Origin of the sequence: Halomonas sp. NyZ770 (genome assembly GCF_020616575.1) — a bacterium.
Lineage (GTDB): Bacteria > Pseudomonadota > Gammaproteobacteria > Pseudomonadales > Halomonadaceae > Vreelandella > Vreelandella hamiltonii.
In genome coordinates this window covers 1,087,810-1,103,297 of the sequence record NZ_CP085143.1, presented here as the reverse complement: position 1 = coordinate 1,103,297, position 15,488 = coordinate 1,087,810, and the positions used below count along the sequence as shown (strand labels likewise).

Sequence of the window (15,488 nt, the reverse complement as noted above, 5' to 3'; positions counted from 1 at the left end):
GCTTTCTGTTCATGCGCCTAGAAAGAGGCCCATGCATCCTTGCCCTGCTGGCTGTTCAGCAGGTGAGATGCCGGTCGCTCCGTTCGAGGTGGGCTGACGTGGCGTCGCCCTGCGGCAGGTAATGCGGCCTGCGGCTGATCGATGCTTGCCCCTCTGAAGAACGATACCTCTTTCAATAATGCCTCGGCTTGAATCTGGAGAGAGCGGCCTGCGGCACTGGACTCTTCCACCAAGCTCGCGTTCAGCTGGGTCACACTGTCCATCTGAGCAATGGCCGTGTTGACCTGATCGATCCCTTGAGACTGTTCGTGGCTGGCTGTCGCGATTTCACCCATCAACAAGGAGACACGCTGAACACCGCCGACAATGTCTTCCAGCGCTTTGCCCGCCTGATTGACGAGAGTAGACCCGTTGCCGACTAGATCGATGCTTTCTTCCACCAGCTGCTTGATCTCCTTCGCCGCGTTGGCACTGCGCCCCGCCAGGTTGCGTACCTCGCCCGCTACCACCGCAAAGCCACGGCCCTGCTCGCCTGCACGAGCGGCTTCCACCGAGGCATTGAGCGCCAATAAGTTGGTCTGGAAAGCGATTTCATCGATCAAGCCAACGATACCGGCAATCTTGCGGCTCGATGCATTGATGCCTTCCATTGCATTCACCGCGTTACTGGCGATTTCACCCCCCGCATTGGCTTGTTGCGTCACTTCGTAAACGAGCTTTTCGGCTTCGGAGGCGTTGTCCGCGTTCTGCCGAACGGTAGAAGTGATTTCATCCATCGAGGCGGCGGTCTCTTCGATGCTGGCGGCCTGTTGCTGCGTTCGGCTGCTCAGATCTTCGGTGCCATGGGCAATCTCTTCAGCCGCCCCATTGACCGACTCGGCATTGTGCCGAACGGACATCACCACCTGGGAGACCTTCATCTCCATGGCCTTCAATGCCTTGAGCATGTCGCCAAATTCATCTTTACAGGTGATATTGATGTCGTTGTCCAGCTTGCCCTCCGCCATGGCGTTGGCCAGGGCTTGCGCCTTGCCCAGCGGTGTCATGATGCCTTTGATCAACCATATTGCCATCAGAACGCTCACGAACACGGCCCCGGCGATCACGCCAATGACGATGTTGCGTGTCCATACGTATTCATGGGACGTTTGCTGGTGAGAGGCCGATGCTTGGGCACTATTGATATCGATTAGCGAGTGAAGCGCATCGAGCACTTGCGGGTAAGCTGCCCGTAACGTCGTGGTGGCGATGCGGCGTGCCGCGTCGAAATCGTTGCCGACCATCGCTGCGTTGACTTCGTCGATCCCTGCACGCAGCACCGCCAGAGACGTGATGAATTCTTCGGCGATACCACGCTCTACGTCATCAGACACCCGCTGGGGGAAATAATCGTTCCAAGCGGCATCGATAATGGCATCGTTTTCGGCCACTTCTTGCTGTGTCGTCACGGCGGAGGCCGGGTTGCGGTCGCGTTGTTCTGCGGTGATTTTCACTCTCGTACTGAGCAGCGCTTCGTTCACCTTTCCCAAATCGACCAGCGTCAGCACGTTGCCTTCGAACGTGCGCGTAATGGCATCGTTCATCTTACTTAAATGATATAGCCCGAACACCCCCACGGCGATCAGCATTAGAACACAGGCCCCCAAACTCACAGCCAGCCGTCTTTTGACACTTTTTTTTAGGTATAGCATGGCGATTATTCTCATCAGCTCCGCAGCGGCGCGCTTTGGCAAGTGAAAAGCAATGGCATCTATAAAGGTGCAAAAAAGCACGTTAGCAAGACGCCATTTCAGTTATCCATTGGTGGGGGCATCGGACGCTTACCGGAGTAGGCAATGTCTTACCAAGCTACGGGGCGATGTCTTACGCAACAGATAGCAAATATCTTACAAAACCCATGGCAAATCTCTTACAAAAATCATCGCTAAAAACGTAAAAAATCATCAACCCCATAAACGACAGACACTTGCAAAATATTTTAGATGAGAACCAATATCTTTACGTATCTTTACCCCCTTACTTTAAAACACTAAGTAATAAGCGCGCCTCACTGCTAGAACGCTTTTTTAATTAGCTCGCTAGTGAGAAATAGAGTTGGCCATAAACGCTTGCGAGCCGCGCCCACTAAAAACGACTCTTCAACACTTCAGTGAACACTAACAGCATTTCTAATGAGCCATTTCACGCTCACAGTGACACGTGCCTGGTTTGTCACCTGCCATACCAACCGCTTGGTGCGGTTTAACCAAGCCCCAGCGCCTCGATCACCGCCTTCACCTGCTGGCGTGGCTGCCCTTGCAGCGTATTCAGTGGCTGGGGCAAGCAGGGTGCGCTCACGCGGCCAGTGAGTTCGGCCATGGTCGCGGCCACCCGCAGGCTGCCGCCATGTTCATGGTAAAGCGCCCATAGCGCTGCCAGCGCGTTGGAGTGGGCCAGGGTCTGTTCGGCATCTCCCGCTTGAGCGGCGCGGGTCAGCGCCAGCGCGTGTTCCGGATAGAGCCCACCGAATACCGAATACCATGCCTCGCAGCCTGCCAGCAGGCCCGTGGCGGCGGCGGGGTCGCCGCTGATGCCGATGGTTACATCATTAGGGATCAGCGCCCGCAGCCGCGCCACCCGGGCACTGGCGTCGTGCAGATCGTTGGGCACCGGTGGAATCTTGATGGAGCGCACCTGTGGCAGCGCGGCAATGCGCCCGTGCAGCTCATCGCTGAAGGTGAAGTGGGTGGTGCCGGGGTTGTCGTACACGCACAGCGGCACACTGATGGCGCGGCTGACGGTACTGAACAGGTTGAACACGTCGTCATCGGTGAGCTTCTGGTAAGACACCGGCGCCAGCAAAAGGCCGCTCGCCCCGGCCTGCTGGGCATGTTCGGCATTGGCCAGCACATCGCGGGTGCGCAGCGCGCCAATGCCCACCACCACCGGCACCTCAGCGGCGTTTTCCACGCTCAGCCTGGCCACTCGGGCCCGCTCCTCCACGCTCAAGTAGGCGTAGCTGCCGGTAGAGCCCAGCACGCCGATGGAATCCACCTTCGCGTGGGCCAGCCGGGCCACTAGCTTGATGAACTCCTGCTCGTTGATGCCCTGCTCGTTCATGGGGGTCAGCGGAAACGCACTCAGGCCGGTAAACATGGGGTGTCCTTTTTTGGGCGCTGCCTGGGCAGCCAAGGGGGGGCTGGTCAGGGCGTTACAGGCCGCCCGCCAGATCCAGTAAAGTGCCGGTGGCAAAGGATGACTTGTCACTGGCCAGCCAGACAATGGCTTCTGCCACTTCGGAAGGCTGGCCACCCCGTTGCAGGGGGATGCGAGACTTCAAGCGGTCTACGCGGGCAGGCTCGCCGCCGAGTGCGTGCATCTCGGTGTAGATGAGGCCGGGGCGCACTGCATTCACGCGGATGCCTTCGGCCGCGACTTCCAGCGCCAACCCCCGAGTCAAGGTATCCACGGCCCCTTTCGAAGCGGCGTAATCCACGTACTCGTTGGGCGAGCCGCTCTTGGCGGCCATGGAGGAAACGTTGACGATACTGCCGCCCGCGCCGCCCTGACGGGTAGACATGCGCTGCACGGCCTCCTTGCAGCAGAGAAAGCAGCTCATGACGTTCTTTTGCAGCACGTTGCCAAAACGCTCCGGCGAGATATCCACCAGCCGCGCCTGGGTGTTGAGAATGGCGGCGTTGTTGACCAGCACCGTCAACGTGCCGAGTTCCTGATCGACCTGGCGAAACAGGTTCGCCACCTCATCGGCTTTCGACACATCCGCCTTCACAGCCAGGCAGCGCACGCCTAGGGCGAGGATGTCACTGCGCACACGCTCGGCGGCTGCGTCGTTTTCAACATAGTTGAGGCAGACATCGTAGCCATGCCGGGCGAACAACCGAGCCGTCTCGGCACCAATGCCTCGACTCCCGCCGGTAATCACCACCACGTTGGGGTTTGCCATGCGCCCTCCTCGTTTGCCAGCGTTTTGCGAATGCCGCCCACTGTGTACCGTCTAGTGAATATACACTGACACCGCCGTTGAGCAATTATGTACAAGCCACGCTGGCGCCCGCGTCATATCCTGAAACGGGTCAGGGTAAGCCCGCCATGGGCCGAATGCGATCAAGGAGGTTGGCATGGGCAGCAGCCAGTTCGAGTTTTTCAAAAATCATCATGTGCCGTCACTGACCGTCTTGAAAGCGGCCATCGAGGATTTTAGCTATGACCGTCATGCCCACGAAGAGTACGCCTTTGGGGTGACGCTGGCGGGGCGACAGGATTTCTTCAGCGGCGGGCAGTTTCATCGTAGCCCACCGGGCAACGTGATTCTGTTCAACCCTGAAGAGGTTCACGACGGCCACGCTGGCGGTGAGCAGGCTTTGGGCTACGTGATGGTATACGTGCATCCCAACCAAGCGTTGCCGCTGTTCGGGGAGCTGCTTGGCCGCCCACAAACGTCACCGTTTCGCTCCCGGAGTACGCTGATTCACGACCCGCTGCTGCGCCAGGCGATACAGGAAGTCGCACGCCTGACCACGCATCAAGCGGGCAGCTGCATCGACCAGGAAAACGCGCTGTATCGCGTGATCGAGCGCATGGTTCAGCTTGGCGGGCACATGGTGACTGGCCAACGCACCAGCCGCCCAGACACGCTGTTGGGCCACGCCAAAACGTATATTCATGAGCATCTTGAGGCAGATATCTCGCTGGACGACATCAGCCAGGCCGCGCATTTGTCGAAGTACCACTTTTTGAGGCTATTTCGCCAACAGTTCGGCATGACCCCTCATCAATACGTGATCAATTGCCGCGTGAACGCCGCCCGCTGCGCGCTCGACCAGGGCGCGCCACTCACCGAGATAGCGCTGCGTTTCGGCTTTGCGGATTTGAGCCACTTCAACCGCCGTTTCAAACGCATCTACGGCATGACCCCTTTCCAGTACCAACGCGACATCACGCGTTAAGCATCACGTCCACCTAGAGGTTTTCTCATGTTAGCAATCGTCGCCTATGCCCTGGGCGTCATGTACACGCCTGGGCCTGTGAATTTGTTGGGGTTGAATGTCGGTATCAACGGGCAGGGTAAAACCTCGCTGGGGTTTTGCCTGGGCGTGGGGCTGGCCATGCTGCTGTACTTGCTGGTGTTGGGGTGGGCGGGAGCCGCCTGGATATCTCAAGACTCCCTGGTGCTGCTCAGCGCGCTCGGCTGCGCTTATATCCTGTATCTGGCCTACAAGGTGGCCCGCGCCAATGCCACCCTGGATACCCACGCCCCGGCACCACGCATGCTCAGTTTTCGTGATGGCCTGATGATGCAGTTACTCAACCCCAAAGCCATGGTCGCGACACTGCCCATCGCGACGCTGCAGTTTCCTGCCGAGGGTATTCAGGGCATGAGCCTGTTTATCTGGGCACTGGGGCTGGCCGCACTGGCGGCAGGTGCCCCCGGCAGCTATGTGGTGATAGGCAGCCTGCTTGGCCAGCGTGTCAGGCAGCCCATGCTGATCAAAGGGTTCAACTGGGTCATGGCGGGGCTACTGGTAGCCGTAGCGGTATCGATTGGCCATGAACACGTTTGGCTCGTGGTTACTGCCCGAAGCTGATCCCCAAACGCAGGGCTTGCAGGCCGTCCAGCTGTACCGTCACCTCATCGGACCACAGCGGATGGCCTTGCACGCGCACGTTGACCGCCGCTTGGGAACCACGATACCCCACGGTGACGGCGATATTGGCGCTGTTGCTGACCGGCGCCAGCAGGCCGTACTCGACGTTATCCACGCTGACCGAGGTCAGGCCACGGGATGCCAGCTGCTGCTCGACCTCCCCTTCGATCACCACGCCGTAATAGAAATAGATACCCGCATAGCCGAGTCCCAGCAGTACCAGCAACGAAAAGAGCTTGCCCATGATTTTCCTCTGTTTGAATACACGTGACGTTATCCCGCCACCCTCAAACGAGGATGATGCCTGTTTTCTGGAAACAGCGGCAAGTTGGGCGTGGTGGTTTCAGAATAAAAACAGACCGGGCCATGGCCCGCTCTGTGGTGTGATGGTGCTTCCCATCAGGCTGGCAAACCCGCGCGCTCCTGCTGGGCTTCTCGGCACCCTCTCACACTGGCCGCCAGCGCTTTCACCAGCCCGTGTACCTGGGCGATGGCTTCTTCGCCGCTGCTGGCGTGTTCGATGCAATCTACCAGAGCAGAGCCCACTACCACGGCGTCGCTGAAGCGGCCAATGATGGCGGCCTGTTCGGCGGTGCGAATGCCGAAGCCCACGGCAATGGGTAGCGGCGTGTGTTCGCGCAGCTGGTTCACCGCGCTTTCCAGCCGCTCGGGTGTGGGGGCACTGCCGCCGGTCACGCCCGCCACGGAAACGTAGTAGATGAACCCGGAAGCGTTGGCCAGCACCTTGGGTAGCCGCTTGGCATCGGTGGTGGGCGTGGCCAGACGAATGAAATCGATGCCGTGCTTGGCGGCGGGCTGGCATAGCTCTTCGTCGTGCTCGGGGGGCAGGTCCACCACGATCAGCCCGTCAACCCCTGCCTGGGCGGCGTCACTGAGAAAACGCTCGACGCCGTAGCAGTAAATCGGGTTGTAGTAGCCCATCAGCACGATGGGCGTGGTGCTGTTCTGCTCACGGAACTGGCGCACCATTGCCAGCGTTTTGGCCTGGGTCTGGCCCTTTTCCAGGGCGCGCAGGGCAGCCTTTTGAATGGCGGGGCCATCGGCCATGGGGTCGCTGAACGGCATGCCGAGTTCGATGATATCCACACCGGCCTCCGGCAGCCCGTGCAGCAAGCGGCGGGAGGTCTCGGGGTCCGGGTCGCCGGCAGTGAGGTAGCTGACCAGCGCTGGGCGGTTTTGCTGTTTGAGCGCGGCAAAGCAGCTGTCGAGCCGAGAAGTACGTTGCAAGGTAGGTTGCATGGGAGTCTCCTGTATCGCGCTCATGAGTGTTTCATGCCAAAGCGATCACCCAGATGCTGGGCCACGCTGTTCATGTCCTTGTCACCACGTCCGCTGAGGTTGACCACCATCAGGTGCTCGCGGGGCAGTGTCGGCGCACGCTTGGCGACTTCTGCCAGGGCGTGGGCGGTTTCCAGGGCGGGGATGATGCCCTCCTGGCGGCAGCAGATCTGGAAGGCTTCCAGCGCTTCGTCATCGGTGGCAGAGACGTACTCGACCCGCCCCTGCTCGTGCAGCCAGGCGTGTTCGGGGCCAATGCCGGGGTAATCGAGCCCTGCGGAAATGGAGTGGGCGTCGGTAATCTGGCCATCTTCGTTTTGCAGCAGGTAGGTACGGTTGCCGTGCAATACGCCGGGGGTGCCGCCGTTGAGGCTGGCGGCGTGCAGGCCACTCTTGACGCCTTTACCGCCCGCTTCCACACCGACCATGTGCACGCTGTCATCGTTGATGAACGGATAGAACAGGCCCATGGCGTTGGAGCCGCCGCCGACACAGGCAATCAGTGAATCCGGCAGACGGCCCTGCTTTTCGAGCATCTGGGCGCGGGTTTCATGGCCAATCACCGCCTGAAAATCGCGCACCATGGCCGGGTACGGGTGCGGGCCTGCCACGGTGCCGATGATGTAGAAAGTGTCGTCTACGTTGGTGACCCAGTCGCGCAGTGCTTCGTTCATGGCATCTTTGAGCGTGCCGGTACCGGAAGTGACCGGCACGATCTCCGCGCCCAGCAGCTTCATCCGGAACACGTTGGGCTGCTGGCGCTCGATGTCGGTGGCGCCCATGTAGATCACGCAGGGCAACCCAAAGCGGGCCGCTACGGTGGCGGTGGCCACGCCGTGCATGCCTGCGCCGGTTTCCGCGATGATGCGCTTCTTGCCCATCTGCTTGGCCAGCAGTACCTGGCCAATGCAGTTGTTGATCTTGTGCGCGCCGGTGTGATTCAGCTCTTCACGCTTGAGGTAAATGCTGGCACCGCCGAAGTGCTCGGTGAGGCGCTCGGCAAAGTAGAGTGGATTGGGGCGCCCCACGTAGTCGCCTTGGAAATAGGCGAGCTGGCGCTGGAATTCGGGATCGTTTTTGGCCGTGGTGTACTCATCCTGAAGCTCGAGAATCAGCGGCATCAGGGTTTCGGCCACAAAGCGGCCACCAAAGCTGCCAAACATGCCGTTGGCATCGGGTAGGCTTAACGGTTGGTTCATCTCGACCTCTGCGATTTGGGGCGTTTTTGCAATGTGTCGACGTTAGCGCAGGCAGGTCGGAAGAAAAATCGATAAGATGGCAAGCACCTGTGAGTTTTTCGCAACTGTTCCAGGAGACCCCATGCAACACAGCCTGCCCCCGCTGAGCGCTTTGCGCGCCTTTGAAGCCACTGCTCGGCTGGGCAGTGTCACTGCGGCCGCTGACGAGCTGAGCGTGACCCACGGCGCGGTAAGCCGCCAGCTAAAGAGTCTGGATGAACATTTTGGCGTGGCGCTGTTCACGAAAGCCGGGCGCGGGCTGGTGCTGACCCACCACGGTGAGCAGTTGCAAAGCGGGGTTGGAGAGGCCTTCGCCAAACTCAGGGATAGTTGCACGTTGCTCAAGCATGAGGTGGAAGAGGCGCCCTTTACCCTGGCCTGCCCCGGCAGCCTGCTGGCCCGCTGGCTGATACCCCGCCTGGACCGCTTGAACCAGGCGCTGCCCGAACTGAAGCTGCAAGTGGTGATGAGCGATGCAGAACAGTCGGGCCAACCCGAGACCAGCGCCACGCTGGCCTTCTTCGAACCACCCTGGCCCGAGGAAGGCGAGCGCATTCCTCTGATAGCCGAGGAAATTTGCGCCGTGGCCAGTCCCCGGCTGGCCGAGGCCTGCCACGTGGAAGCCCCCTCATCGCTGTTTGGCAGCAAGCTGCTCTATACCGCATCCCGCCCTCAGGCGTGGCCGCAGTGGGCTGCCGCCCAAGGTCTGGAACCCGCCGCATTGAAAGCAGCCCTGCAGCAGGGCCAGGGGTTTGCACACCTCTACTACCTGATGGAAGCCGCCGTGGCAGGGCTCGGGGTCGCCATTGCCCCCAGGCTACTTGTGGAAGACGACCTGAGAAGCGGTCGGCTGGTCGCCCCCTGGGGCTATATCGAAACCCCGGCCAGGCTCTGCCTGTGGCTACCCAAGCACACCAACGCCCGCCGCAGCGAAGCCCTGGCGAGCTGGTTGCGCAGAGAGTTGGGGGCTAACGCGCTCGCATGAAGCCACCTTGCACGCGTTGAAGGCTCTGTTTAAGCTAACGCGCCGATTCATTAGCAGGCTTTCATCATGAACATCAATGTGGTCGGCACCAGCGGTAGCGGCAAAAGCACCTTGGCCCGCAAGCTCGCTGCAGCGCTCGACGCTCCTCACATTCAAATGGACCAGCTTTTCTGGCAACCCCACTGGCAGGGAACGCCGGATGACGAGTTCGTGGCAAAGCTCGAAGTCGCGTTGAACAGCGCCACACGCGGCTGGGTACTGGATGGTAATTTCAACCGTACCCGCGATATCAAATGGCGGGACGTGGATATGGTGGTTTGGCTGGATTACGGTTTCTGGCGAGTGTTTGGCCAGAGCCTCAGACGCGCCATCAAACGTATCGCAAGCCGCCAGGAGATCTGGCCAGGTACCGGTAATCGCGAAAGTTTTCGTCAGACCTTCATGAGCCGCAATTCCATCCTGCTCTGGATGCTGAAAAACTGGCGCTCGAATCGACAGCGCTATTTCGCCGACGCGCTGGACCCACGCTATCGGCATATCCAGATGGTGCGCTTGACCCGCCCCGCCGAGGCAGAGTGGCTAATCGAGTATCTCTCTCGCCGCAGCGGCTGATCAGAGCCCAACCCGGTGTGGATACACCACGAAGGCAAGCTTGTTGCCGTCGGGGTCGCGGACGTAACCCGCGTAGAAGCCGTCGCCGTACTGAGGGCGAAAACCGGGTTCGCCCTCGTCGCTGCCACCGCTTTGCAGGGCCAGCTGATGCAGCGTATCCACTTCCTTGATGTCGCTGAACTGGAAGGCGGTCATGGTGCCATTGCCTACCGTCGCAGGATGACCATCAAACGGCAGGCCCACGAAAAACTGGGGCACTTCGACATCATCCGGGTCACCGAAAGAAACACAGCTGTCATCCTGCCAGCAGATCTCCAGCCCCATGGCATTGAACAGCGGCGTGTAGAACTGAAGGGCACGCTCCAGATCCTGGGTTCCCACCATGGTATAGGCCAGCATGCACGTTCTCCTTTTGAGCCTGGAATAAATAACGGTTATGCCATAACGCCGAACAATCGACCAATGAGCGATGTCAACGCCATGGCCAGCGCTCCCCAGAACAGGACACGCAGTGCAGCAGCACGTATCGGTGCACCGCCCACTTTGGCCGCCAGTGCACCTAACAGCGCCAGCAGCGCTAGAGAGGTCACGGCGACCAAGGGAATCAGCAACAGGGTGGGAGCCCACCACGCCATCAGAAGCGGTATTAGCGCGCCAATGGTGAACATCGCCGCCGAAGAAAACGCTGCTTGCAATGGCTTTGCTTGGCTCACCACGGTGATGCCGATTTCATCTCGGGCATGGGTGCCCAAGGCATCTTTTTGCATCAATTGCTCTGCCACTTGTCTGGCAAGCTCAGGCGTTAAACCTCGCTCGACATAAATGGAGGCCAGCTCCTCTTTTTCGGCTTCATAATGATGCGTCAGCGCGTTGCGCTCAATGGCTAAATCGGCACGTTCTGTGTCGGATTGCGAGCTTACCGAGACGTACTCCCCGGCCGCCATCGACATTGCCCCAGCCACCAACCCAGCAAGCCCCGCCAATAAAATATCGCTTTGTGCGGTAGACGCTGCGGCCACTCCAAGAATCAGGCTGCTGGTAGAAACAATGCCATCATTAGCTCCCAGTACAGCAGCTCTTAACCAGCCAGAGCGGTGAGAGCGGTGATGCTCTTGGTGGATCATGGCGTCTCCTGAGGAAGAGGCTGTTGTCGCCTTCGTTTACTCAGCTTAGTTCATTGGGCGGGCACTACCTTCAATAGTTGCCCTTCCTCACTGTCAGTCAGCAAATAGACTGCGCCCTCGGGGCCTACTCGCACGTCACGAATGCGCGCATCCAGCTCACCAAACAGCCCCTCTATGTCTTCGGCGCTGCCGTCTTCCTGCCAGCGTACCCGACGCACCTCACGATTGACCAATGCCCCCACCAGCAGGTCGCCCTGCCACTCGGGGAACAGCTCGCCCCGATAGACGGCCATGCCCGAAGGGGCGATAGAAGGCGTCCACTCCAGCGCCGGGGGCTGCATGCCGGGGTATTCTGTAAACGGCGAGACTCTGGCCCAGGTGTAATCCAGCCCGCCGGTGGCAATTGGCCAGCCGTAGTTGTTGCCGGGTTGGATGAGGTTGAGCTCATCTCCGCCTCGCGGGCCATGCTCGTGGGCAAACAGCTGCTGGCGCTGGGCGTCGTAGACCAGCCCCTGCACGTTGCGATGGCCAATACTGTAGAGCTCGGGCAGTGCATCGGCCTGAGCCAGGAAGGGGTTGTCGTCGGGCACGCTGCCATCGGCATTCAGGCGCACGATGCTGCCGATATGGCTGTTCACCCGCTGGGCATCTTCACGGTTATCGAAACCATCGCCCAGGGTGAGGATCAGCGTGTCATCCGGCAACCATGCCAGGCGCCCCCCATAGTGGGCATCGCCACGCTTGGCGGGGTGAACCCGAAAAATCTCTTCCACCTGCTCCAAACGCATATCGCCCAGGGTGGCCCGAGCCAGGCAGGCATGATTGGCACTGGCCGTACCGCAGGCGTAGCTGAGGTAGAGCTGTTGATTGGTCTCGAACTGGGGAGAAAGCAGCACATCGAACAACCCCGATTGCCCAGAGGCAAACACCTCCGGCACGCCATCGAGGTCGGCCAGCGTCTGGCCGCGGTCATCCAGCAGCAATAGGCGTCCTGGGCGCTCGGTCACCAAAAAGCGGCCATCGGGCAAGAATGCCAGCGACCAAGGGTGCTCCAGCGCATCGGCCAGGGTGTCGATCTGATAGGCCGTTTGGGCTTCGGCAGCGGGCTGAGTCACGGGCAGCACGAAGGCGACCAGCGCCATGGCCAGAGACGTGCGGCCATGGCGCTTGTGCGACGCGGGACACGTCAGCATGGCCAGCAGCCAGCCTGCTATGGCGGCCGTTGCCAGCATGGCGGCCAGCCCACCGGCAGTGCGGGTGGCTGCCACCAGCGTGGGCATGGGCGCAAACGTATTGGTCAGCAGGAAAGTCAGCCATAGCCCGGCCACGGCCGCCAGCGCAAAGGCCAGGCGTCGAAGGCTGGCAGGCCACCGCCGAGTGAGCCAGCCCGCCACGGCCTGGGAGATCAGAAACCCCGCCAGCAACAGCCCTGCGTAAACGGGCGCAAAGTGAAGAAGATCCTGTGCCGTGGTCGAAAGCCGTGTACCCAGGGGAATGGCCACCCCCAACGCCTGCAACTCACTCAGGTTCAATTGGGTTTGCACGACGCTGCCCAACACGACCCCGATGACCACCGCAAACAGCACACGAAGTGCCAGCGCCCCCCTACCCTTCTTCTGACTCATGATGTTCTCCACATTGAGCGTATTTTCCTACCAGCATACCTTTAATTGCCATCTTGTTCGTGGAGAGTGCTGGGAAAGTGCTGAATGAACACGCTGCCACGGGGAGTGCGTCCGATTCTTCAGGGAGTGCGTGCGTTTTCAATAGATAGACGTTATGGTCTTGATAAATATTACCTATTCCACGGAGCCACCATGCCGCGCTATACGAGTACTGCTGCCGCACTGACGGCACTCATGACCGTTGCTACTGCCGGGGTCGCCAGCGAGCCGCCGCTGGCCCAGCAGTTGAACGCCTTGGAAAACTTTCAGGTCATCGCGCATCGTGGCGCCAGCGGTCACGCTCCCGAAAGCACGATGCCCGCCTACGAGCTGGCTCACGAGTGGGGTGTGGACTATCTGGAGCTGGACGCTCAGCTCACCGCCGATGGCGAAGTGGTCATTTTTCATGACAACACGCTGGAACGTACCAGTAACGGTGAAGGGCATATCCATGAGCACACGCTGGCCGAGCTGAAGGCGCTGGATACCGGCAGCTGGTTCAACGAAGCAAACCCCGAGCAAGCGTCGGATGACTTTGTCGGTTTACCCATGCTGACGCTGGAGGAACTGTTCGATCACTTCGGGCATACCACCCGCTATTATATCGAAACCAAGTCACCCCACTTGAACCCAGGCCTGGAAGCCGCGCTGGTAGAGCGCCTGGAGGCCTACGACCTTGTACAGGAAGGCCGTGTACTGGTGCAGTCGTTTGCTCAGGAAAGCCTGCTGAAAATACAGGCGCTCAATCCTGAGATCCCGCTGGTGCAACTGTTGTGGTACTCCCCTGGCGAGGGCGAAGGCTCCCCCTTGGTCGAGTGGAACGACACCACGCCCGGGCCCGCCCAGATGCGTGCCAGCGACTTTCAGCGCATCGCCGAATACGCCGTCGGGATCGGCACCAACGCCCAGCGTGATGGGCAGGACGTGATCGATGCCGACTTTATTCGTCTGGCCCAGCAGAACGGCCTGCCAGTGCACGTTTACACCATCAACGAGCGCCCAGAGATGGAGCGCCTGATGCGCATGGGAGTCAACGGACTGTTTACGGATTACCCGGACCGCCTACAGTCACTGATCGTTGAATAAGCATGCTTTTTCAAGTGCTGACGATCGTTACCCTGTCGCGCTTTTAGCGTACTATCTTTCTAATATAAAAATGACAAGAACGGCAGGGTCGAGACGGAAGCGTTGTTAGGTCATCGTTTGTACGTTGCAGGGGGATTTCCCATTCTTACACCCATGACACACGGCACTTGTTCCTGGTGCCCTTGCTGAACGTGATGCCACGGAGACCCTGGCGCGCCTATGGGCTGCTGGCCTTGATCTGGCTATGGCTGGTGCCCGCCAGTGCCCTGGCCGAAGCCGAGCCGACCGAGTCGTTCACGGCGATCGTTCTCGTGGCTCACCCGGACATCGAACTTTCAGCGCTGCCACGGGATGCCCTTCGCGCCATGTTTGCCATGCGCCAACGCACCTGGCCTGGCGGCCAGGCCATGCAGGTTTTTGTGTTACCCAATCGCGACCCTGTACATGCCCGCTTTGCCAAGGAGATGCTGGCCGTCTACCCGCATCAGCTGCAGCTCGCCTGGGACAGGATGGTGTTTTCTGGCATGGGGCAAGCGCCCCACCGTGTACGCGACCAAGTGGATATGCGCGAGCGAGTTGCCCGCACTCCCGGCGCGCTAGGCTACCTTGAACGGGAGTACCTGGATGAAAGCGTCCGTGTCATTTCCATGGAGTAAGGGCTTGGGGCAGCGCTGCGCCCTGGCGGGTTTGCTGGCCTGGCTGCCCATGGCAGGCATGGCTCAAGAGCACCCCGCCGACACCCTTCAGGTGCACGGGTTTCTCAGCCAGGCACTGGTCATCACCGACCATAACGACTTCTTTGGCCCCAGTAGCGACAAGGGCAGCCTGGAGTATACCGAACTGGGGTTGAATGCCTCGTTTCGCCCACACCGCCGGGTGCTGGTGGCAGGCCAACTGCTCAGCCGCCGTGCGGGAGGCGATACCAGCGATGCGGCCCCCACCCTCGACTATGGCGTGGTGGATTACCAGATGCTGTCCAGCCCGGCGCGCACGCTGGGGGTTCAGGTAGGCCGCTTCAAGAACCCGTTTGGACTCTATAACCAGACCCGGGACGTGGCCTTTACACGCCCGAGCATTTTGCTGCCTCAATCCATCTACTTTGACCGCACCCGCGCACTGGGGCTGGCGGCGGATGGTATCAGCCTGTATGCCGAGGAGCATACCCCGGCGGGTACGTGGCGCTTGAGAGGCGGCCTGGGTCGCCCGCAGACGGGCTCAGAGCTATCCGACCAGCTGTTTGGCGGCATGGCCCAACGAGTGTCTGCCTCCGAGCCCTCGGCCATCGCGCAGCTGCTCTTCGAAGACCACAGCGGCCAGTGGGTAGCGGCATTGAGCACGGCCTCGGTGCACCTCGATGCCACGCTCGTGGGTCAGGCGGCCGACTTCGAGTTTCAACCGTGGATCGCTTCCTTGCAGTACAACCAGGAGTACTGGAGCGTGACCGCCGAATACGCGCTGCGCCAGCAGGCCCTGAGCGGCGAGAACCTGCCACGCACGTTCGATATCACGGGTGAAAGCTGGTATGTCCAGTACCAGCGGCGCTTCTCTCCCGACTGGAGCGGCCTGATTCGCTTCGACCGGCTGGTCAACGATACCGATGACCGTTCGGGCCGCGCCTACGAACGGGCCGGGTTCGGTCCTGCGTATTCCCAATTCGCCGATGACATCACTCTGGGCGTGCAGTGGACACCCACGCCCCAGCTCATGCTGTCGGGGGAGTATCACTACGTGGATGGCACCGGTTGGCTGCCTCGGCAAGACAACCCCGATGCCGGCCTGACCCGCAAGCATTGGAACATGCTGCTGTTTCAACTCTCTCTGCGCTTTTAAACCCT

The 15,488-nt window shown here is 60.3% G+C and carries 16 protein-coding genes; 7 read left to right on the top strand and 9 right to left on the bottom strand.

The genetic code is table 11. The annotated features are described in order from the left end of the window. Window positions 1–17: 17 nt before the first annotated feature. From LG409_RS05220 to LG409_RS05210, 3 genes are all read right to left on the bottom strand, one after another. Entirely contained in the window at window positions 18–1,691 is a 1,674-nt protein-coding gene (locus tag LG409_RS05220) for a methyl-accepting chemotaxis protein (RefSeq protein WP_227407759.1), read from the bottom strand. A 550-nt stretch (window positions 1,692–2,241) separates the two neighbouring features. Then, window positions 2,242–3,135, bottom strand: a complete 894-nt coding sequence (locus LG409_RS05215; protein WP_227407758.1) for a dihydrodipicolinate synthase family protein — start codon at window positions 3,133–3,135, stop codon at window positions 2,242–2,244. A gap of 55 nt (window positions 3,136–3,190) precedes the next feature. Further along, entirely contained in the window at window positions 3,191–3,943 is a 753-nt protein-coding gene (locus tag LG409_RS05210) for an SDR family oxidoreductase (protein WP_016916495.1), read from the bottom strand. Between the two features lie 175 nt (window positions 3,944–4,118). Here LG409_RS05210 and LG409_RS05205 point away from each other — a divergent pair, with 175 nt between their 5' ends. Together LG409_RS05205 and LG409_RS05200 are read left to right on the top strand one after the other, a co-directional pair. Then, window positions 4,119–4,946 (top strand): AraC family transcriptional regulator, encoded by an 828-nt coding sequence (locus tag LG409_RS05205; protein ID WP_227407757.1) that lies wholly within the window; start codon window positions 4,119–4,121, stop codon window positions 4,944–4,946. A 27-nt stretch (window positions 4,947–4,973) separates the two neighbouring features. Continuing rightward, window positions 4,974–5,585: a LysE family translocator gene (locus tag LG409_RS05200; protein ID WP_039175903.1), complete on the top strand. Its 612-nt coding sequence runs from the start codon at window positions 4,974–4,976 to the stop codon at window positions 5,583–5,585. On the opposite strand, the gene LG409_RS05195 is transcribed toward LG409_RS05200, so the two are convergent. From LG409_RS05195 to trpB, 3 genes are all read right to left on the bottom strand, one after another. Then, window positions 5,569–5,889 carry a hypothetical protein gene (locus LG409_RS05195; protein ID WP_039175902.1) on the bottom strand — a complete coding sequence of 107 codons (321 nt, stop codon included), beginning with the start codon at window positions 5,887–5,889 and terminating at the stop codon, window positions 5,569–5,571. The two genes, LG409_RS05200 and LG409_RS05195, sit on opposite strands and share 17 nt — an antisense overlap. Before the next feature lie 155 nt (window positions 5,890–6,044). After that, window positions 6,045–6,893 carry a tryptophan synthase subunit alpha gene (gene trpA / locus LG409_RS05190; protein ID WP_152607568.1) on the bottom strand — a complete coding sequence of 283 codons (849 nt, stop codon included), beginning with the start codon at window positions 6,891–6,893 and terminating at the stop codon, window positions 6,045–6,047. Between the two features lie 32 nt (window positions 6,894–6,925). Further along, a complete protein-coding gene (gene trpB / locus LG409_RS05185) occupies window positions 6,926–8,143 on the bottom strand; it encodes a tryptophan synthase subunit beta (RefSeq protein ID WP_144980054.1) in 1,218 nt (405 codons plus the stop codon). 121 nt (window positions 8,144–8,264) lie between these two features. Here trpB and LG409_RS05180 point away from each other — a divergent pair, with 121 nt between their 5' ends. Continuing rightward, window positions 8,265–9,167, top strand: a complete 903-nt coding sequence (locus tag LG409_RS05180; RefSeq protein ID WP_227407756.1) for a LysR family transcriptional regulator — start codon at window positions 8,265–8,267, stop codon at window positions 9,165–9,167. Window positions 9,168–9,233: 66 nt separating this feature from the next. Continuing rightward, window positions 9,234–9,779 carry an adenylate kinase gene (locus tag LG409_RS05175; protein ID WP_227407755.1) on the top strand — a complete coding sequence of 182 codons (546 nt, stop codon included), beginning with the start codon at window positions 9,234–9,236 and terminating at the stop codon, window positions 9,777–9,779. On the opposite strand, the gene LG409_RS05170 is transcribed toward LG409_RS05175, so the two are convergent. Genes LG409_RS05170 through LG409_RS05160 form a run of 3 tightly spaced genes read right to left on the bottom strand, consistent with a single transcriptional unit; the run spans window position 9,780 to window position 12,528 of the window. Further along, complete coding sequence (locus tag LG409_RS05170; RefSeq protein WP_039175884.1) at window positions 9,780–10,178, bottom strand: VOC family protein; 399 nt, start codon at window positions 10,176–10,178, stop codon at window positions 9,780–9,782. It abuts the gene before it with no gap. A 35-nt stretch (window positions 10,179–10,213) separates the two neighbouring features. Continuing rightward, window positions 10,214–10,903 (bottom strand): VIT1/CCC1 transporter family protein, encoded by a 690-nt coding sequence (locus LG409_RS05165; protein ID WP_039175881.1) that lies wholly within the window; start codon window positions 10,901–10,903, stop codon window positions 10,214–10,216. Between the two features lie 50 nt (window positions 10,904–10,953). Continuing rightward, window positions 10,954–12,528, bottom strand: coding sequence for a PQQ-dependent sugar dehydrogenase (locus LG409_RS05160; RefSeq protein ID WP_227407754.1), 1,575 nt, complete (start codon window positions 12,526–12,528; stop codon window positions 10,954–10,956). A 192-nt stretch (window positions 12,529–12,720) separates the two neighbouring features. Between LG409_RS05160 and LG409_RS05155 the strand changes: the two genes are divergently transcribed. The 3 genes from LG409_RS05155 to LG409_RS05145 all read left to right on the top strand — a co-directional run bounded on the left by LG409_RS05155 (window position 12,721) and on the right by LG409_RS05145 (window position 15,483). Then, window positions 12,721–13,653: a glycerophosphodiester phosphodiesterase gene (locus tag LG409_RS05155; RefSeq protein ID WP_096921270.1), complete on the top strand. Its 933-nt coding sequence runs from the start codon at window positions 12,721–12,723 to the stop codon at window positions 13,651–13,653. A gap of 194 nt (window positions 13,654–13,847) precedes the next feature. Continuing rightward, the gene (locus LG409_RS05150; protein WP_227407753.1) at window positions 13,848–14,309 is read left to right on the top strand and encodes a hypothetical protein; all 462 of its coding nucleotides are present in this window, start codon (window positions 13,848–13,850) and stop codon (window positions 14,307–14,309) included. A 49-nt stretch (window positions 14,310–14,358) separates the two neighbouring features. Further along, a complete protein-coding gene (locus LG409_RS05145; protein ID WP_227408091.1) occupies window positions 14,359–15,483 on the top strand; it encodes a hypothetical protein in 1,125 nt (374 codons plus the stop codon). Window positions 15,484–15,488 lie beyond the last annotated feature (5 nt).

Excerpts from the sequence above, each read along its gene's own strand:
- LG409_RS05210 (WP_016916495.1), bottom strand. The coding sequence starts at position 3,943 with ATGGCAAACCCCAACGTGGTGGTGATTACCGGCGGGAGTCGAGGCATT.
- LG409_RS05175 (WP_227407755.1), top strand. The coding sequence starts at position 9,234 with ATGAACATCAATGTGGTCGGCACCAGCGGTAGCGGCAAAAGCACCTTG.
- LG409_RS05220 (WP_227407759.1), bottom strand. The coding sequence starts at position 1,691 with ATGCTATACCTAAAAAAAAGTGTCAAAAGACGGCTGGCTGTGAGTTTG.
- LG409_RS05145 (WP_227408091.1), top strand. The coding sequence starts at position 14,359 with ATGGCAGGCATGGCTCAAGAGCACCCCGCCGACACCCTTCAGGTGCAC.
- LG409_RS05160 (WP_227407754.1), bottom strand. The coding sequence starts at position 12,528 with ATGAGTCAGAAGAAGGGTAGGGGGGCGCTGGCACTTCGTGTGCTGTTT.
- LG409_RS05150 (WP_227407753.1), top strand. The coding sequence starts at position 13,848 with ATGCCACGGAGACCCTGGCGCGCCTATGGGCTGCTGGCCTTGATCTGG.
- LG409_RS05215 (WP_227407758.1), bottom strand. The coding sequence starts at position 3,135 with ATGTTTACCGGCCTGAGTGCGTTTCCGCTGACCCCCATGAACGAGCAG.
- LG409_RS05165 (WP_039175881.1), bottom strand. The coding sequence starts at position 10,903 with ATGATCCACCAAGAGCATCACCGCTCTCACCGCTCTGGCTGGTTAAGA.
- trpB (WP_144980054.1), bottom strand. The coding sequence starts at position 8,143 with ATGAACCAACCGTTAAGCCTACCCGATGCCAACGGCATGTTTGGCAGC.
- LG409_RS05155 (WP_096921270.1), top strand. The coding sequence starts at position 12,721 with ATGCCGCGCTATACGAGTACTGCTGCCGCACTGACGGCACTCATGACC.
- LG409_RS05195 (WP_039175902.1), bottom strand. The coding sequence starts at position 5,889 with ATGGGCAAGCTCTTTTCGTTGCTGGTACTGCTGGGACTCGGCTATGCG.
- LG409_RS05170 (WP_039175884.1), bottom strand. The coding sequence starts at position 10,178 with ATGCTGGCCTATACCATGGTGGGAACCCAGGATCTGGAGCGTGCCCTT.
- LG409_RS05200 (WP_039175903.1), top strand. The coding sequence starts at position 4,974 with ATGTTAGCAATCGTCGCCTATGCCCTGGGCGTCATGTACACGCCTGGG.
- LG409_RS05180 (WP_227407756.1), top strand. The coding sequence starts at position 8,265 with ATGCAACACAGCCTGCCCCCGCTGAGCGCTTTGCGCGCCTTTGAAGCC.
- LG409_RS05205 (WP_227407757.1), top strand. The coding sequence starts at position 4,119 with ATGGGCAGCAGCCAGTTCGAGTTTTTCAAAAATCATCATGTGCCGTCA.